Below are 17,121 nucleotides of genomic sequence, written 5' to 3'. Positions count from 1 at the left end.
TTCCGTTGTCTGGTTCAGTCGTAGTCCCGGTGATTCGCGGCGCGCGAGGGTACGGCGTCGTCGTCATCGTCGTCGTCGTCGCGGCCCGCGGCGCTTCGCTTCAGATCCTCTTCCTTGCGGCGGGCCTGTTCCGCTTCGACGCGGAGCGTGTGCTCGTCAAAATGGGTGACCAGATAACGGATGACCCCATCGTTCAGCTTGAACCAAAGCTCAAGCTTCTGGATGAAATCCGGTTTGGCCTGGAAACGCAACAGAATGTAGTTTCCTTCAGAGTACTTCTTGACCAGGTAGGCCAGTTTCCTCTTGCCCCAGATCTCCGAGCGCACGATCGTCCCGCCATTGGTGGTCACGAGGCTTTCCACCTCCTGGGACAACGTCTGGATGTCACCCTCCTCCATTTCCGGAGAAGCGATGTACAGCGCTTCGTAAGTTCTCAAGACAATTCACCTCCTATAGTAAGGGTTTAACGGGGGGCCAGGCCGGGCAGTCCCGGTCCAGCATAGCGAGCAATCATAGCAAACAGGGGCGCCGCGAGGCAAGCTCTCGCGCGGATTCGATTCCCGCGGGCCGGAAGCGCCCGGGCGCGCCCGGGGCGGGAAGGCGCGGCCCCGATTCCAGGCCTGCAACCCGCTATCAAACAACGGGTTATCGCCCCGGAACGCGCCCGCCGCGGGCCGGGGAGCCGGCCCGGGGAATCGCGAAATATTTGACAATTCGGACGCTCCGTTGCTATCCTCCCCTCTCCGTACGACCTTCCGTGGGCAAGTAAGCGACCGAATTGCGCGCAACGGCGCAACGGTGTCGGCCAGGCCGGCTGACCGGCCAAGGGGGCCGCCCGCGGCGGATTGTCGCAGGCCGCTTCCGGCGGCGCCCGTCCCGTCCCGGGCCGCGAACTTGGCGCGCCCGGAGAGTGCTTGCCCGCGCCCCGCGCCACGGAGCGTTCCGGCGGCGGCTCAGCCACTTTAGGAGAAGCGAATGGCCCGTGTATTGGTTCTTGATGGTCTCAGCGAGCAAGGCGTTGAGGTGTTCCGCGAGCGCGGGATCGACGTCGATGTGAAGCCGCCCCAGTCCGAGGGCGAGCTTGCCGCCATACTGGGCGACTACGACGGCCTCGTCGTCCGCAGCGCCACCAAGGTGACCGCGGCGGCGCTGGAAAACGCCGGTCGCCTCAAGGTTATAGGCCGCGCGGGCGTCGGCACCGACAATATCGACAAGGACGCGGCCACGCGCAAGGGCGTGGTGGTCATGAACACGCCGGGCGGGAACACCATCTCCACCTGCGAACATACCTTCGCGCTGCTGCTGGCGCTGTGCCGCAACGTGCCGGCCGCACACGGCTCCATGCAGGCCGGGCGCTGGGATCGCAAGAAATTCATGGGCGCGGAGCTCTGCGGGAAGACCCTCGGCATTGTGGGCCTCGGCCGCATCGGCGGGGCGGTCGCGCGGCGCGCGCAGGCCTTCGAAATGAAGGTCATCGCCTTCGACCCGATCATGACGCAGCTCAAGGCCGACGGGATCGGCGTCGAACTCGTGAGCGTGGACGATCTCGTCGCGCGTTCGGATTTCATCACGATCCACGCCCCGAAAACGGACAAGACCGACAACCTGATCCGCGCCGAACAATTCAAGCGGATGAAACCGGGCTGCCGCATCGTGAATTGCGCCCGCGGCGGGATCGTCAACGAGGCCGACCTCGCCGAGGCCCTGAAAGCCGGTGCCATTGCCGGCGCCGCGCTCGATGTGTACACGTCCGAGCCCTTCGAGAACAACCCCTTTATCGGGCTGGACAACATCGTAATGACGCCGCATCTCGCGGCCTCGACCGATGAGGCGCAGCTGACGGTCGCGGTGGAGGTGGCGGAGCAGATGGCGGATTTCCTGACCTCCGGCGCGATCGTGAACGCGGTGAACGTGCCGAGCCTGGACAGCGAAACGCGCCGGGCGATGCTGCCGCTCCTGGAACTCGGGGAGCGCCTGGGGCAGTTCCAGGCGGCCTGCGCCCAGGGGCGCCCCGATGCGATCGAAATCGAATACAGCGGCGAGATCGGCGTGGCCGATCTGTACCCGGTGACCGCGTCGATCCTGGCGGGATTTCTCAGCCCGCTCATCGAGGACGTCAACGCCATCAGCGCCCCGCACCGCCTCAAGGAACGCGGGATCGCGTGCGCCGAGAAGCGCTCGGGCCTCGATTCCGACTACGCCTTCGAAATCGGCGTGACCATCGTTACCGCCGAGGGGCCGCGCACGATCAAGGGCACCCTTTTCGACGGCTCGGATCCCCGGATTTGCAGCATCGACGGCATGCGCGTTGACGCGAAGCCCGAGGGCTGCATGGTCGTCTGCGTGAACGATGACGTGCCCCAGGTAATCGGGCGCGTCTGCCTGACGCTCGGCGAGAACGGCATCAATATCGCCAACCTGTCGCTTGGCCGCGAGGCGCGCGGGGGCCGGGCGCTGACCGTATTAAATGTGGACGAGGCGGTGACGGAGGCGGTGCTGGAGTCGGTCCGGGCGATCCCGCACGTGATTGAAGCGCGCGTGGTCACGCTGCCGGGCGCGTCCCGCTGACGGCTTGCCGCCGTGCGGGTGAAACAACGACGGAATTAGGAGACGACATGGCAACGTACAAGCATATCGTGGTGCCGGAGGGCGAAAAAATTCAGATCCGGGACGGCCAGCTGCAAACGCCCGATCGCCCCATTGTGGGCTTCATCGAGGGCGACGGCATCGGCCCGGACATCTGGAAGGCCTCCCGCTTCCTTTTTGACGAGGCCGTCCATTACTGCTACGGCGGACGCCGCTCCATCGCGTGGATGGAAATCTTCGCGGGTGAGAAGGCCAACACCGTAACCGGGTCGTACTTCCCGGAAGAGACCCTGGACGCCATTCGCGAGTTTGAAATCGCGATCAAGGGCCCGCTCACCACGCCCGTTGGCGGCGGATTCCGCAGCCTCAACGTGAGCCTGCGCCAGACGCTGGACCTCTTCGCGTGCGTCCGCCCGGTGCGCCATTTCCCCGGCGTCCCGAGCCCGGTGCTGGCCCCCCAGGACGTGGACATCACGATTTTCCGCGAGAATACGGAAGATGTGTACTCGGGTCTCGAATTGAAAAGCGGTTCCCCGGAAGCCGAGAAGCTCGCGGCGTTTTGCAAGGCCGAGTTCGGCTGGAACATCCGCCCGGGGTCCGGCCTCGGCCTGAAGCCGGTCAGCGAAGTGGGCTCGAAGCGCCTCGTGCGCGCCGCCATCAATTACGCCATTAAGAACAAGCGGAAATCCGTGACCCTGGTGCACAAGGGCAATATCATGAAGTACACCGAGGGCGCGTTCCGCCGCTGGGGCTACGACCTGGTGAAGGAGGAGTTCTCCGATGTGGCCGTCTCCTGGGACGACTGCAAGGGCGACTCCGGCGACAAGCTCCTGGTCAAGGACGCCATCGCGGATATCTTTCTCCAGCAGATCCTCACGCGCCCGAAGGAATTTGACGTCGTGGCGACGATGAACCTGAACGGCGACTACATCAGCGACGCGCTGGCCGCGCAGGTGGGCGGCATCGGCATCGCGCCGGGCGCCAATATCAACTACGAGACCGGCGTGGCCGTGTTCGAGGCCACGCACGGCACCGCCCCGAAATACGCCAACCAGGACAAGGTCAATCCGAGCAGTGTGGTGCTTTCGGGCGTGATGATGCTGGAGCACATGGGCTGGACCGAGGCGGCGGACACGCTGATCGCCGGCATGACCCGCACGTTCCAGGAAAAGACCGTAACCTATGATTTCGCGCGCCTGATGGAAGGCGCCACGCTGCTCAAGTGCAGCGAGTTTGCGCGCGCCGTGGCGGACAACATGAAGTCCGGCCGCGCCGCCTGAACCGTCTGGCGGGCGCGGCCGGGAGCCGGCCGCGCCCACCTTTTTTGATACGGGGGCGCCATGTGGCGTAGATTGCGGGGACAAGTCTCTCTGCCCGCTCCTTCAGGGGGAACGGTGGCGAGGAAAGGTCAGCGGATTGTGGAAGGTATCAGGCTGGAATCCGAATCGGATGTGGCGCGGTTGCTTCAGGTGCATCGCTACGCCCAGGTCGGCCGCTGTGTAAACGGGGTCACACACGACATTAACAATCTGCTCGGGGCCGCCATGGCCTACGCGGAACTGGCCTCCTTCGATCCCGCCGTCTCCCCGGAAACCGCGCGCATGCTGGGGCAGATTGTGGAGGGCGCCACGAAATGCAGCGAACTCGTGAAGTCGCTCACCTCGATCGCGCGGCGCGACCGCGCCGATATCAACCTGGTGTCCCTCGAAAAGTTACTGGACGAGGTGCTCTTGTTGCTCGATTACGAGTTCAAGATGGCCCAGATTACCTTCGAGCGGCGCGTCGCCTCCGGGCTTGAACCGCTCCCCGTGGATCTGCCGCGCCTCAAGATTGCGCTGCTCTATCTGCTGCTGAACGCGCAACAGGCCGTGCGCGGCAAGGAAGGCCGTATTGTCCGCGTCTCCATAGGAAACACGGCGGATGGCGTCTGCATTGAAGTATGGGATTCAGGCGGCGGACTGGACCCGGAAATCGCCGATAGCGCCTTTGAACCCCTCACGTCCTTCTGGGGCGAGGGGGATCACCTTGGAATGGGGCTCTACATGGCGCGCCAGGTGGCCGAAATGCACGGCGGCCAGTTGCAGTTTGACGCCGATCGCGGGTTCTGCCTGAGTATCAAGCGACGACACGATATGAATGACCTGGTGTGACGGCCCGCAAGGCTAACGGTAGTCGAGCAGGTACGTGACCCGCGTGACCACCGTGCAGGCAACCGTATCCACGGACGGATACGCCGCCGGAGAATCCGGGGGCGCATTCCACGTGATCGATTCGACTTCAAGGAGTTCAACGGCGCTGACGGACGCGCCCATTGCCCCCGCCGCCCCCGCCGCCGCGATATAGGCGTTTCGCGCCGATTCCCGCACCGCCTCTTGTATTACCGCGGCCTCGTCAGCGACACGGAGCTCTGGACCGAGAAGCTGGCCACCAGCGCCGGCGGCAAGTTCCTTCATGCGGTCGCACAAGCCCGCGAATTTGGCGGGGCCCGCTTCCGCGCCCGCATACGGCGCCATGGGGAACTCCAGGGTGACTACCGATTGAACGGCGGGCGCGTCGATGGAAAGCAGCGCCGGCGCCGTCACCTCGATCAGCGCGGGCCGCAACTCGCTTTTGGCCAGCGCCTCGCGCACATCCCTTTCAAGGGCCAGCGCGCCCGCCATGGCCGCTTCCACGGAATCCCCGGCTTCGGTCTTCTGTATCCGGAATGTGACAGCCGCCGGGCGCGCGTAGACGGTCCCCACGCCGCGGGACGTGGTGAGCGCGTGCTCCGGTTCCTGGGCGGTGGCCGCCGGGCCTGGCGAAAGGGTTGCGGCAACCAGCGCCGCGGCGATCAGGGCCAGCGCCCGCGCGCAATCAGGCATGGGTAAACAGCGTTTCATGGTTTCAGGTGCTCCACTTGGGTGGCTGCGCCCGCGCATGCGGGGCGAAAACGATCGGACCTATTGTACTGGCTGCGGCCCGGAATTTCCCGCTACCTTCCACTTTCCCGGAACACGGCCACGGGGAGCCTGGAAACCGCGATGGACCCGCCGAAGCACGCGCTCACGTCCGTGCCTTCCTCCTGCGCGCGTTCGTGGTAGCGGCTGCCGTCGTAGGTGCAGGCGCCCTCCGAAAACGCATACGCCACGGGCAACGGGCGGGGGCACGGCTCGCAACGCGCGACGGGAGGAAGCGCGCCGTCCGCGCCATCGCGAAACGGGAAGTTCACGTTCCAGAGTTGTGCGGGCCCGCTGTTATCCAGGGGGAGGGTTCCAAGCACCGCCACCGCCCAGCGCGCCGTCCGCGGCCAGTCCACCTCGCGCCCGCCGCGCAGATACTGCGAAAACGCCACCGCGCTGACGCCCAGGCACGCGGCCTCCCGCGCGGCGCCGACCGTCCCGGATAGCAGGATGTCGTGGCCCATGTTCCCGCCGTGATTGATGCCCGAGAGGATCAGGCGGCAGTTGGGCGCGAGTGTCGTGATGGCGAGCCGCGCGCAGTCGGCGGGCGTGCCGCCGATGGCGAATTCCCGCGGCCCGCGCTCTGTAACCGGGATGGGCGCGTGCATCGTGACCTGCTGGCTGCACCCCGAGTAGCCCCGGTCCGGCGCGACGATGTACACTTCCGCGCCACAGGCCGCTTCCACCGCGCCGGCCAGCGCGCGCAAGCCGGCCGCGTCGATGCCGTCGTCATTGGTTATTACAATGGGCAGATGTTCGTTCATCGCGGCACGCTTCCCTTTTCCATAAGAACCGCGTGGAGTTCGGCCAGCTTGTCGGCGTTGAGCAGGTCGACGCCGGCGTCATACAGGCGGCTCCAGGTCTCGCGCGTCTGCGGAATCGCCCAGAAGCGCAGCCGGACGCCCTTTTCGCGGGCCTTCGCCACGGTCGCGGTGAGTTTCTCGGCGTCTTCCGGGCGCATATCGCCGCTGCCGAGCCACCGGAAATGGGCGAACCAGTTGTCGCTGACCAGGGGCGTCTCGTGCGGGTTCAACGGCCCCTCCAGGTCGCGCAATCGCCCGTCGATGGCGGCCCGGCGCGGATTCGAGGCCAGAATCGCGTCCACGGGGCGATCCCCCGAGATGATCGCGGTGACGGCGCCCGGCGCGGTGGACGTGCTGGTGAAGTGGGTCAGCATTGGCGCGTATTCCGCCAGCTGCCGGTCCAGCACTTCGAAGGCGGCCGCGCCATTGCCCTTGATGTCGATTAGGAGCGTAAATGGCGCGGGATCCGGGTAAATGTGGCCGTTGTTGGCCTCAAACCGCTCCCACAGCGGCTTCAAATAGAGGGCATCCAGCGTGCGGGCGGGGTCCACGTCCTCGCGGTCGTGCGCGACGAGGAGCTCACCGTCCACGAGGTGAATATCGGCCTCGACGCTGCAAAAGCCCAGCGCGAGCGCGTCCAGCAGCGGACGCTCGTGTTCATAATCGTTGTGGGCATGCGCGCGCAACAGCGGCGCGGGCGCCGGTTCCGCGCTGCCCGCCCAGATCATGATGACCAGCATGCCCAGGATGAAAACGGTGACAAAGACCAGATAGGGGAACGTCATCCGAAGGAAACGCCGGATCTGCTGTTGCTTATCTTCCGGTAGCATGGTTTGCCTCGTTATGTTGGGGCCCGGCTGGGAAAATCAGGGGTTCAGGAAGCCCGTGAGCGGCGAGGAGGCCTCGGCCGTGGCGCGCTCCGGCCCGAGCCCGGCCAGGTAGCCCATGCGCCCGGCCTCGGTGGCCAGCGCAAAAGCCCGCGCCATGGGGCCGTGATCCCGGGCGTCGGCCAGCGCCGTGTTCACGAGCACCGCGTCCGCGCCCATTTCCATGGCCTCGGCCGCGTGCGACGGCGCGCCCAGGCCCGCGTCCACCACCACGGGCACATTGCTCTGCTCGATGATGATGCGGATCATGTCGCGGGTCTTGATGCCGCGGTTGCTGCCGATCGGCGCGCCCAGCGGCATGACCGTGGCGGTCCCGATTTCTTCGAGCCGCTTCGCGAGAATCGGGTCGGCCTGGATGTACGGCAGGACGACAAACCCGTCCTTCACGAGCATTTCGGCCGCGCGCAGCGTCTCCACCGGATCGGGAAGCAAGTAGCGCGGCTCCGGCGTCAGCTCCAGCTTCACCCAGGGCTCCAGCCCGGACGCGCGCGCCAGCCTCGCCAGGCGCACCGCCTCTTCCGCGGTGCGCGCGCCGCTGGTATTCGGCAGGATGAGCTGCTTCTTCGGATCGATGGCGGAGAGAATGCCCTCGTCGTCCGGCTTCGAAAGGTCGACCCGGCGCAGGGCCACGGTAATGATCTCGGAGCCGGAAGCGGCAATGGCGTCGCGCAGCGCCTGCGCGGACGGGAACTTGCCCGTGCCTATCATGAGGCGCGAGTTGAAGCTGCGGCTGGCGATGACGAGGGGGGCTGTGCTGGAGTTTTGGGACATGGGACTCAAGGTATCAGTTGGTAAAACGATATGCGTACATAGAACAGGAACAAAGGGCCTCCTATTATGGCAGACGGGGAGGCGCCTTGGCACGTTCCGGCCCGGGCATTTGTTGATGGCGCGGCGCAGCGATGGTAGAATTCAATTATGGAACTCAAAGTGGATCGAACAAAAGCACGATTGCTCCGGATCACCGAAAGCGACGACAGCGGCTTCGTGGAGGGCACGCCGTCGGAGCGGCTCGCGATGGTGTGGCCGCTTACCTGTCAGATACTCCCATTGAGCCACCCCCATGATTTTGAGCGAAGACTACAGCGACATGTTGCGCGCCTTGTCCGACGAGAAGGTTGAATACCTTCTCATCGGGGCGCACGCAGTGGCGGCGCATGGTATACCGAGGGCGACGGGCGATATGGACTTCTGGGTTGCGCCCACCCCGGAAAATGCCGCTGCTGTTTATCGGGCTTTGATCAAATACGGTGCTCCGGTAGAGCAAATCACCCCTCGGGATTTTGAAACCGAGGGAACCATCTACCAGATTGGCGTCCCCCCTTATCGGATCGACATCATCACCTCGGTAACCGGACTTGAATTCGCCAGCGCGTATAAAGCCGCTATCCGAACCGATTACGCGGGCTTTGACGTTCTGGTGCCTTGTATCGACGATCTTATTGCCAACAAGAAGGCGACAGGCCGCCCAAAGGACCTCGTTGATGTAGAGGTGCTGGAAAGTCGCGCAGGAAGAGACAAATCAGCGGATTGACGTACTCGCTTCGCGCCGGAGTCTTTCCAACGACCTGGATTCCTTCACAGCACCAGCGCCCGGCAAATAAGCGCCGTCGCCCGTGACTTGTTCAGCACGTAGAAGTGCACGCCCGGCACGCCGTTCTCCATCAGATCCTCCACCTGCCGCGCCGCGTGGTACACCCCCACGGAAAACTGCCCCTCGTCGTCGTTCTCGTGCGCCGAGAGCCGGCGGAGCAGTTTCTTCGGGAGCTTGGACCCGCACATGCTCGTGAGGCGCCGGATCTGCGCGAGATTGGTCACGGGGAGGATGCCGGGAACGAGGGGAACATCGATCCCCGCCGCGGCGACGCGGTCCCGGAAGCGATAAAAATCGGCGTTGTCGTAAAAAAGCTGCGTCACGATGACATCCGCGCCCGCGTCCACCTTGCGCTTCAAGTTCGCCAGGTCGGTGTCGGCGTCGGGGGCCTCGATGTGTACCTCCGGATACCCCGCGACAAGCACGCCGAACTCCGGGTACTCCGCGCGAATCAGGGCGACCAACTCGTTGGCGTAGGCCAGGCCGCCCTCGGCCTGCACAAAGGTGGTCTCGCCCTTCGGGGGGTCGCCGCGCAGCGCCACGATATAGCTGACGCCGCGCTTTCGGGCCTCCTCCAGGTACGCCCGGAGATCATCCACCGTGGACCCCACGCACGTGAGGTGCGTGGCGACGGGCATCCCCGGGTAGCGGTCCCGGACGCCCTCCAGCACCTCCAGCGTGCGCGCGCGCGTGGATCCCCCGGCCCCATAGGTGCAGGTAATAAACGCCGGCCCGCAGGTGACCAGTTCATCCAGGTTCTCGTAGAGGTTTTCCAGCCCCTTGTCCGTCTTGGGCGGGAACAATTCAAACGAAACCGCGAGGGCGTCTCGCGTGTAGCAGTCGCGTAGTTTCAAGACTCACTCTTCCGGTTGTGGGCGGCGGGCGCCCCGAGGCGATACGGGCGGCGCTCCGGTATCCCGCGCCGCCGCTAACGGGACTATCGGGATGCGCACTATCTGCGAGGGAACGCGGTAAACCGGCCCGATTTACCCGTCTTCCCGCGCAATGGTACAATGAACGACCCGTTTCCCGCGAATTCGATACCCGGATTCCGGCATTCACCGGCCCAATTCCCCCGCACGACCCGGAGCACATGCATGAATTTTCTCGATGTCTTGAAAGAACAGATCGTGGTGCTGGACGGCGCCACGGGCACCGCGATTCAAGACCTGTATCTTGGCGATGAGTCCTTCGGCGGCAGCGATTTCAAGATGCTCTCGGATCTGCTGTCGTTTTCGCGGCCGGAGGACATGAAGAACATCCATTTGAACTATTATCGGGCGGGCGCGCACGCGGTGGAGACCAATACCTTCGGCGCGTCGCCGATGCGCCTTTCGGAGTACGATTTCTCGGGCATCGACCTGACACACTTCGCGCCCATCCCCTACGCCGAGATGGATTTCCGGGGCAACGACTACGACGCGCTGGCGTATTTCATGAGCCGCCGCGGCTGCGAGATCGCGTGCGAGGCGCGGGAGGCGTACAAGCAGGAGCCGGACTACGACGGGCGGCCCCTGTTCGTGTTCGGGTCCATCGGGCCGTCCAACCGCGTGCTCTCCAGCACGAAGGCGGACCTGACCGAGTCCACCTACGAAGCGATCATGGAGAACTTCCACCACCAGGTGCGCGGGATGATCGACGGCGGGGCCGACGTGCTGCTCTACGAAACGCAGCAGGACATCCTGGAGCTGAAGGCCGCCGTGATGGGCGGGCAGCAGGCAATGAGGGAGGCGGGCGTGAAGCTCCCGATCATCTGCCAGGTGACCGTGGACCAGTTCTCCAAGATGCAGATCTTCAACACCGACATCCAGGCCGCCCTGGTCACCATGCAGGGCATCGGGATCGACGTGTTCGGCATCAACTGCAGCATCGGCCCGGATCTCATGGAGAAAACGGTCGAAAAGCTCTGCCGCTACAGCCATATTCCCGTGTCCGTGGTGCCCAACGCGGGCCTCCCGCAGTCGGTGGACGGCAAGACCGTGTTCAAGTTCCCCCCGGAGGAGTTCGGCCGCTACCAGCGCAAGTTCGCCGAGCAATACGGCGTGAACCTCGTGGGCGGTTGCTGCGGCACGACCGCCGCGCACATCAAGTGTGTGGCGGACCAGGTGCGCGGGCTCAAGCCGAAGGCGCGGAAGCCGGAAAAAGGCCTGTATCTCTCCGGGCCGCAGCAGGCCGTGCTGCTGGATGGATCGAAGACGCTGATCCAGATCGGCGAGCGCCTGAATGTGCGCGGCTCGCTCAAGGTGCGCGAGGCGGTGGAGAACGACACCGGCATCGATCACGATGCGCTGGAGGAGGTGGTCCACGAGCAGGTGCGCGAACTGGGCTGCACCGTGATCGATGTGTGCATGGACTCGAACCAGATCGACACCGCTGCCGCGCTCTCCGAGGTGGTGCACGTGCAAACCACCGACTTCCCCGGCGCGATGTGCATCGACTCCTTCCAGGTGGACGCGCTGGAGGAGGCGATCAAGCGCTATCCCGGCCGCCCGCTCATCAACTCCATCTCGATGGAGGAGGCCTCGCCCGGCCTGCTCAAGATTGACGCGGTGCTCGACGCCGTGAACGCGCACAACCCCTGCTACGTGGGGCTGTGCACCGGACCGAAGGGACCCGGCGCCACGCGCGACGAGAAGCTCGATCTCGCCAGCCAGATCCTCGACCGCGCCCGCGATCGCTACGGCGTCACGCCGGACCGCCTCTTTATCGACGTGAACTGCTTCCCCCTCGGCTCCGAATCCGTGGAGGGGCTCAATTTTGTCGTGGAGACGCTGGAGGGCATCCGGCTGGTCAAGGAAAAGTACCCGACCGTCAACACCACGCTCGGTGTCGGCAACCTGACCAATGGCCTCGCGAAAAAGCCCTACATGCGCAAGGTCCTGACCTCCATCTTCATCGACGAAGCCCGGAAAATGGGCCTGGACTCCGCCATTATCAATCCGAACCACTACGTGTTCGTCGAGGATATCGACCCGAACGACTACGAACTCGGGCGGCGCGCCATTCTCGATCGCGATATGGACGCCTTCGCCGAACTGGAGGATATCGCCGAGCGGAAGACCGGCGCGGTGGTGGTGCGGCGCACGAGTTACGACGACCTGCCGCTGGAGCGCGCCATCTGCGAGAAAATCAAGGATGGCTTCAAAGAGCGGTCCAAGGGATCCCTGGAATACCGCGGCCACACCTACGAATACGCCGACAAGATCGTGCTCCAGGTGGCCCAGGCCATGGACAAGCACGAGCCGCTGGAGTTCATCAACGAGCACCTCATGGGCGCGATGCAGGAGCTGGGCGACGGCTTCGGGCGCGGCGAGGTGTCCCTGCCGCACCTGCTGAAATCCGCCGACGTCATGCGCCAGGCGATGGGCTTCCTGGAGCAGTACATGCGGAACCAGGCCGGCGTCGATATCCACAGCAAGATCGAGTACAAGGGCGTCGTCGTGATCGGCACCGTCTACCAGGACGTGCACTCGATCGGCAAGGACCTCGCCCGGACCCTGCTGGAGAACTACGGCTACCGTGTGATCGACCTGGGCACGATGACCCCGCTCCAGGGCTACATCGACGCCGCGAAAGAGCACAACGCCCACGCCATCGGCATGTCCGCGCTGCTCGTGCAGACCTCGAACCACATGATTACCGTCGCCTCGATGATGGAGGAGCAGGGCCTGCACATCCCCATCCTGATCGGCGGAGCGCCCGTGAGCGATCGCCACGCGGCCTACGTCGCCATGGCCAACCGGACCGAGCCGGAAACCATGCGCGAGAACGTGTTCTACTGCCGCACCGCGATGGACGGCGTGAACGTGATGAACAAGCTGCGCTCGGCGGGCGACCTCAGCGCGTTCTACCAGCAGAACAAGGAGAAACTCATGCGCCGCCTGGAGCGCGCCGAAAAACGCGCCGCGGCGGACAAGGAACTCCTGGAGACGCTCCCGCGCCGGGCCATCTCGTTCGACGGCTTCGAGCTGCCCGAAGCCCCGCGCTTCGCCCGCCGCAAAGTAACCTACACGCTGCGGGAATTCGCCGCGCACCTCGACAGGAAAACGCTTTACTCCCTGAACTGGCGCTACGGCGGCAAGGCCGCCCGCGAAAAGCAGGGCCACACCCAGGAGAAGCTCGACGCGTTGCTGGAAGAGTGGGTCGAAAAAGCCACCGCCAACGCCTGGATCGTCCCCCAGGGCGTCATGGGGATCTACCCCTGCCAGGCCGACGGCGACACCGTCATCGTATACGACCCCGAGGACCACACCCGCGAAATCGCCCGCTTCGACTTCACCGTCGTACTCGGCGGCGAAAAGAAGGACACCGTCGCGGGCTCGCAGTACTTCCACCCCGCCGGAAGCGGCCAGATGAGCGCCATCGGCATCCAGCTCACCACCAGCGGCCCGCAGGTGGACGCGTTCATCGACGAGATGAAAGCCTCCGGCGATTCCGAATCCACGCTCCTCCTCCAGGGCCTGTCCGACCGCGTCGCCGAAGACATGGCCGAGCACCTCCACGGGCTCATGCGCGAGCTCCTCGGCGCCGCCCCAAACCAGGGCCAGCGCTGGAGCCCCGGCTACCCCGGCCTCCGCAACATCCACCTCAACGCCACCATCCACAGCCTGCTCGGCGGCGAAGAGCTCATCGGCGTAAAACTCACCGACGCCAGCGAATTCAGCCCAACCGGGACGACGGGGGCGGTGTGCAGCTTCCACCCCGAGGCAAGGTATACCTGAGGGGGCGGCAAGACGCGTTTCCCGACCCGGTCATCCCGATCCTGCAATAATAACCGCGCAAGGCTGGGAGCGCAGGCGTCCCCGCCTGCAACGCACCGGAGGTGCGTTCATTTACACGTTGCGATTAATCGCATTCAGCACAAGACCCAGCGCAAGCGAACTCAATTCATGCGCCGTTGGCGCATGATGCAGGCGGGGACGCCTGCGCTCCCAGCCTTGCGCTCTTCATGGGTTTAGTTTGGGCGTTAGCGGTTGGCCTGGGACTTTGGCTATATGTGGTGAAGTGTGCGCTCCCTTCGCGGATGTACAGCGCCTTCGGCGCTTTGCAGTCCGGGCAGCCCGCCTCCGCCGCGTCCTTGACCTGCGCTCCCAGCCTTGCGCTCTATCCATTGTCAGTTCGCGCGGAAGCGGTTGGGCGGAGCCTTTGCGCCCACTTCACGGCTCGTCCCCGCGGAACCGCGCGCTGCTCCAGAGCCATCCTCCAGCGTCGGCCACGAGGCCCGCGTTTACGGGATTGTCTTCGATGTAGCCGACAACGCGATGAAAGTGAACCTCGTCACGGATGTATCGGTCGAAACCTTCCGGTTGCCAGACGCGTCCGCGCCGTTCAAGCAGGCGGTTCATTTCGTGCGCCGTGTAGGACTTCCAGTTCTGGACCACATCTTCCAGCGGATACCCTTCCACCATTTCCGCCAACGCATGGACGTGATTCGGCATGACGCACCACGCGAGCAATCGATAGCGCTCGCCGTCATAGTGCCTCAGGCTGTTTTCCACCATCCGGGCAATGGCGGCGTCCTTCAGCCAGCACGCGCCATAGCCCTGGTCGAGGTAATGTTCAATTCGCTTTCGGCGACCGGCCTCCGTGATCTCGCCGCGCCGCAACGCCTCATCCACGGCATCCAAATAGGACTGTGGCATGGAGTCCGCCAGACGGTACGTGATGAACTGGATTCGCTCGGGTTCGTCGAGATGGGGTAGATAGCCCCGGGAATACCAGCCGCGCATACACGTGTCCTCCATAGTGGTGCAACAGCTTTGTGCGGATAGCCAGTAGCACAGGTTAGCAACCGGATTACGCCGTGTCAAGGCCAGAAACGGTGCGGGGCTGGAAGCGCGGGCCGGATCTGCGAGGCTTTTTGATCGGCGCCGGACGCCGACCCAGCCGCCGCGATCATTCAATAGTAACCGCGCAAGGCAGAGAGCGCGGGCGTCCCCGCCTGCTGAGCGGTGGGGTGCGCCTGAACGCTGAAGCAGGTGACAAGCGGCTGGGGTTGCGCAGTTTAATGCGGAAATGGCGCTGGACACGCTCTCGGACATATTAACACCGTGCGGCTCGCGGGACATCCCCGGATTTGTGTAGGATGTGGTATTCGACTGTATTGAAACATAAATATCGAAGAATCCGTTGCGAGTGGAGGCGAAGCAATCATGAAGGATTCCCAGGTTAAGTTCCTGATCGCGGGGCTGGCGGGCGCGGCTGCTGTGCTTGGAATACTTGCGTTCGCGGCGGTGCTTGGCGGGCCTTACCTCATTCAATCTCTATTCGTAGATGGTCGATTCTTTCGTGTCCATGATCGTAGGGACGGACCGGAAGTCGCTGATCTCTGGGCGGGTTATCAGGCGCGCTACCAGGAGCAACAGCGGGAATTGGACGCGGCTATTGCGGCGCGGAAGCTGGATAACCTCTATCAGACCGTACCGCTCCACGATGATACGCGATCCAAGCTCTACATCGAGCAGGATTTCGACGCTGTGGAGGCGCGCCTCGTCGCTCAACTCGGGGCGTGTGAAACCCCGCTCGAATCTCAACGCTACAGCCAGCATGTTGAGCGTTTGTGTGGACTCTCCCCGGCGGAACATCCCATCGACATGCTCAGAGTGTTGGACGCCTGGGTCGAAACGCGCCCGGATTCACACCATGCCCGCCTGATCCGTGGCGGTTTCAGTTACAAGTATTACTGGGAGTTTCACGGCTACCCGCTGACAGCGGTATCTGCCGGTGCGGGCTGGGTCGACCCGCGTGAGCAGTTACGCCAGGCCAATGCGGACCTGCTTGCGGCGGCGAGGATGAGCCCAGAGGACCCGGAGCCGCATGCTCGCCTGATCAGCGTCTGGGCGTCCCTGCGGGAGGACCAACAGAAAATCGATACTTCCTTCGCAAATGCGGTCGCGATTGCCCCCTATCATTACGACGCCCACATGGCCTGGATACACTATGGACAACCGACCTTCTACGGTGGTTCGTGGAGGCTCGCCGATGATCGGGCCGCAAAAACCGCAGCCAAAGGCGACGCCTTTCAGCTGCTGGCTACGCTGGAATTCTATTCCAAGCGGCAGCGTTCCGAAGAGGCGGACAAGGACTATCCCAGTTATCATGAGAGCCATCTGGCCGCTACCGAGGCGCTTCTCGAGCAGTCGCCGGACGATGTTCACCTCATAGGGGATGCGGCCGGATATGCGGCACTTGCGGGCCGTTCAGACAAGGCCGCGCATTGGTTCGAGAAGTTGGGGAATGTCTACCCGGAGGGGAGTGCGTTCAGCGATATCGTGGAGTTCGATCGGAAGCGCACAGAGGCGTTCGCGCAATCGCATTTGGCCGACGCCCTTCGCCTGGCGGGCGATCAGCGCTATCCCAAATCCATCTCGGCCTTCGAATCGGTCAAGGCCAACCACCCCGACGCCATCGAAGCCATCCACGGCCACAAGATCGCCGTGGTCCATGCGGCGGCGGGGGACGCCGCCAGCCTGGAGGCCCACTGCCGCTGGCTGATCGAACGCTACCAGGACGCGGACCTCGCCACGGACGCGGAGCGGTCGGTGAAGGGCTACCTGCTGTTTGCCGGGCCGCACGATCCGGCGCTGCTGGCCGAAGCCGCCCGGCGGACGCGCTACGCGGTGGAGGCCGCGGCGAAGGCGGGCGAGGCCGATCTCCTGCCGTGGTTCCACCTTTCCCACGGCATGGCGGAATACCGCCTGGGTAATCACGGCGAGGCGGCCGCCTGGCTGGCCAGGGCCGTCGACGACAAGAGCCTCTACATTCGCAGCCTGGCCCAGGCCTTCCACGCCATGGCCGTCCACGGGCAGGGCAAGGCGGCGGAAGCCCTGGCGCTGCTGGAAGAGGCGCGCGCCACCGCGGCGGCCCTCCCCGCGCCGGGGTCGGAGGAATACAAGAAGGAATGGACCGACACCCTGTCCGCGCAACTGGCCCTGCGCGAGGCAAAGAACGCAATAACCCGGTAGGCGGGTGGCGTGTATACATGTGGGCGTGTTGCGTTGATCGGGGTGAAGCTCACCGGCGCCAGCGAATTCAGCCCCACCGGAACCACCGGCGCGGTATGCAGCTTCCACCCCGAGGCAAGGTATACCTGATTTATGGAGCGCCGGCGGCCCGCCGGCCTTGCGCCATCGGCGCAAACGGGACACCCGCTTCACCCGGCGTCTACACTTGAAAGTCCCGCGATTTCCTTCATGCGCGGGAAATCCGGTGTCTCCGACATCCGGCCAACGGCCCGCCGGCGCTTCATAGAATTGCGCTTTGCGTCTGCTATACTACGTTCCTGATTCGACGCCATACGAAAAGGGGAATCA

13 protein-coding genes are annotated in these 17,121 nt (G+C 64.4%); 6 read left to right on the top strand and 7 right to left on the bottom strand.

The window, feature by feature from the left end; all coding sequences use genetic code 11:
* Positions 1-14 precede the first annotated feature (14 nt).
* A complete protein-coding gene (rpsF, locus tag KF886_04615) occupies positions 15-437 on the bottom strand; it encodes a 30S ribosomal protein S6 (protein MBX3176621.1) in 423 nt (140 codons plus the stop codon).
* A gap of 538 nt (positions 438-975) precedes the next feature.
* On the opposite strand from rpsF, the gene serA reads away from it, so the two are divergent.
* The 3 genes from serA to KF886_04600 all read left to right on the top strand — a co-directional run bounded on the left by serA (position 976) and on the right by KF886_04600 (position 4,736).
* A complete protein-coding gene (serA, locus tag KF886_04610; protein MBX3176620.1) occupies positions 976-2,568 on the top strand; it encodes a phosphoglycerate dehydrogenase in 1,593 nt (530 codons plus the stop codon).
* Between the two features lie 71 nt (positions 2,569-2,639).
* The gene (gene icd / locus KF886_04605) at positions 2,640-3,866 is read left to right on the top strand and encodes an NADP-dependent isocitrate dehydrogenase (GenBank protein ID MBX3176619.1); all 1,227 of its coding nucleotides are present in this window, start codon (positions 2,640-2,642) and stop codon (positions 3,864-3,866) included.
* Positions 3,867-4,004: 138 nt separating this feature from the next.
* Positions 4,005-4,736, top strand: a complete 732-nt coding sequence (locus KF886_04600) for a HAMP domain-containing histidine kinase (protein MBX3176618.1) — start codon at positions 4,005-4,007, stop codon at positions 4,734-4,736.
* 12 nt (positions 4,737-4,748) lie between these two features.
* On the opposite strand, the gene KF886_04595 is transcribed toward KF886_04600, so the two are convergent.
* The 4 genes from KF886_04595 to KF886_04580 form a co-directional block, all read right to left on the bottom strand.
* Positions 4,749-5,465: a hypothetical protein gene (locus KF886_04595; GenBank protein ID MBX3176617.1), complete on the bottom strand. Its 717-nt coding sequence runs from the start codon at positions 5,463-5,465 to the stop codon at positions 4,749-4,751.
* A 92-nt stretch (positions 5,466-5,557) separates the two neighbouring features.
* Positions 5,558-6,277 (bottom strand): 5'/3'-nucleotidase SurE, encoded by a 720-nt coding sequence (surE, locus tag KF886_04590; protein MBX3176616.1) that lies wholly within the window; start codon positions 6,275-6,277, stop codon positions 5,558-5,560.
* Positions 6,278-6,285: 8 nt separating this feature from the next.
* A complete protein-coding gene (locus KF886_04585; protein ID MBX3176615.1) occupies positions 6,286-7,068 on the bottom strand; it encodes a phosphatidylinositol-specific phospholipase C/glycerophosphodiester phosphodiesterase family protein in 783 nt (260 codons plus the stop codon).
* Positions 7,069-7,194: 126 nt separating this feature from the next.
* Positions 7,195-7,986 carry a thiazole synthase gene (locus tag KF886_04580; GenBank protein ID MBX3176614.1) on the bottom strand — a complete coding sequence of 264 codons (792 nt, stop codon included), beginning with the start codon at positions 7,984-7,986 and terminating at the stop codon, positions 7,195-7,197.
* A gap of 292 nt (positions 7,987-8,278) precedes the next feature.
* Here KF886_04580 and KF886_04575 point away from each other — a divergent pair, with 292 nt between their 5' ends.
* Positions 8,279-8,749, top strand: coding sequence for a hypothetical protein (locus KF886_04575; GenBank protein MBX3176613.1), 471 nt, complete (start codon positions 8,279-8,281; stop codon positions 8,747-8,749).
* A gap of 44 nt (positions 8,750-8,793) precedes the next feature.
* Here the strand turns inward: KF886_04575 and metF are convergent, their stop codons facing one another.
* Positions 8,794-9,663, bottom strand: a complete 870-nt coding sequence (gene metF, locus KF886_04570) for a methylenetetrahydrofolate reductase [NAD(P)H] (GenBank protein ID MBX3176612.1) — start codon at positions 9,661-9,663, stop codon at positions 8,794-8,796.
* A 243-nt stretch (positions 9,664-9,906) separates the two neighbouring features.
* On the opposite strand from metF, the gene KF886_04565 reads away from it, so the two are divergent.
* The gene (locus KF886_04565; protein MBX3176611.1) at positions 9,907-13,530 is read left to right on the top strand and encodes a homocysteine S-methyltransferase family protein; all 3,624 of its coding nucleotides are present in this window, start codon (positions 9,907-9,909) and stop codon (positions 13,528-13,530) included.
* Positions 13,531-13,965: 435 nt separating this feature from the next.
* Here the strand turns inward: KF886_04565 and KF886_04560 are convergent, their stop codons facing one another.
* A complete protein-coding gene (locus tag KF886_04560; GenBank protein MBX3176610.1) occupies positions 13,966-14,553 on the bottom strand; it encodes a transposase in 588 nt (195 codons plus the stop codon).
* A gap of 408 nt (positions 14,554-14,961) precedes the next feature.
* Between KF886_04560 and KF886_04555 the strand changes: the two genes are divergently transcribed.
* Positions 14,962-16,773: a DUF4034 domain-containing protein gene (locus tag KF886_04555; GenBank protein MBX3176609.1), complete on the top strand. Its 1,812-nt coding sequence runs from the start codon at positions 14,962-14,964 to the stop codon at positions 16,771-16,773.
* Positions 16,774-17,121: the final 348 nt, after the last annotated feature.

Source organism: Candidatus Hydrogenedentota bacterium, assembly GCA_019637335.1.
In the GTDB taxonomy this organism is placed as follows: domain Bacteria; phylum Hydrogenedentota; class Hydrogenedentia; order Hydrogenedentales; family JAEUWI01; genus JAEUWI01.
This window is presented reverse-complemented; position numbering and strand designations above follow the sequence as displayed.

What these genes read in the sequence shown, in the direction of transcription:
- KF886_04580 (MBX3176614.1), bottom strand. Translation starts at nt 7,986, where the DNA reads ATGTCCCAAAACTCCAGCACAGCCCCCCTCGTCATCGCCAGCCGCAGC.
- KF886_04555 (MBX3176609.1), top strand. Translation starts at nt 14,962, where the DNA reads ATGAAGGATTCCCAGGTTAAGTTCCTGATCGCGGGGCTGGCGGGCGCG.
- KF886_04565 (MBX3176611.1), top strand. Translation starts at nt 9,907, where the DNA reads ATGAATTTTCTCGATGTCTTGAAAGAACAGATCGTGGTGCTGGACGGC.
- KF886_04585 (MBX3176615.1), bottom strand. Translation starts at nt 7,068, where the DNA reads ATGCTGGTCATCATGATCTGGGCGGGCAGCGCGGAACCGGCGCCCGCG.
- serA (MBX3176620.1), top strand. Translation starts at nt 976, where the DNA reads ATGGCCCGTGTATTGGTTCTTGATGGTCTCAGCGAGCAAGGCGTTGAG.
- KF886_04595 (MBX3176617.1), bottom strand. Translation starts at nt 5,465, where the DNA reads ATGAAACGCTGTTTACCCATGCCTGATTGCGCGCGGGCGCTGGCCCTG.
- KF886_04575 (MBX3176613.1), top strand. Translation starts at nt 8,279, where the DNA reads ATGATTTTGAGCGAAGACTACAGCGACATGTTGCGCGCCTTGTCCGAC.
- KF886_04560 (MBX3176610.1), bottom strand. Translation starts at nt 14,553, where the DNA reads ATGGAGGACACGTGTATGCGCGGCTGGTATTCCCGGGGCTATCTACCC.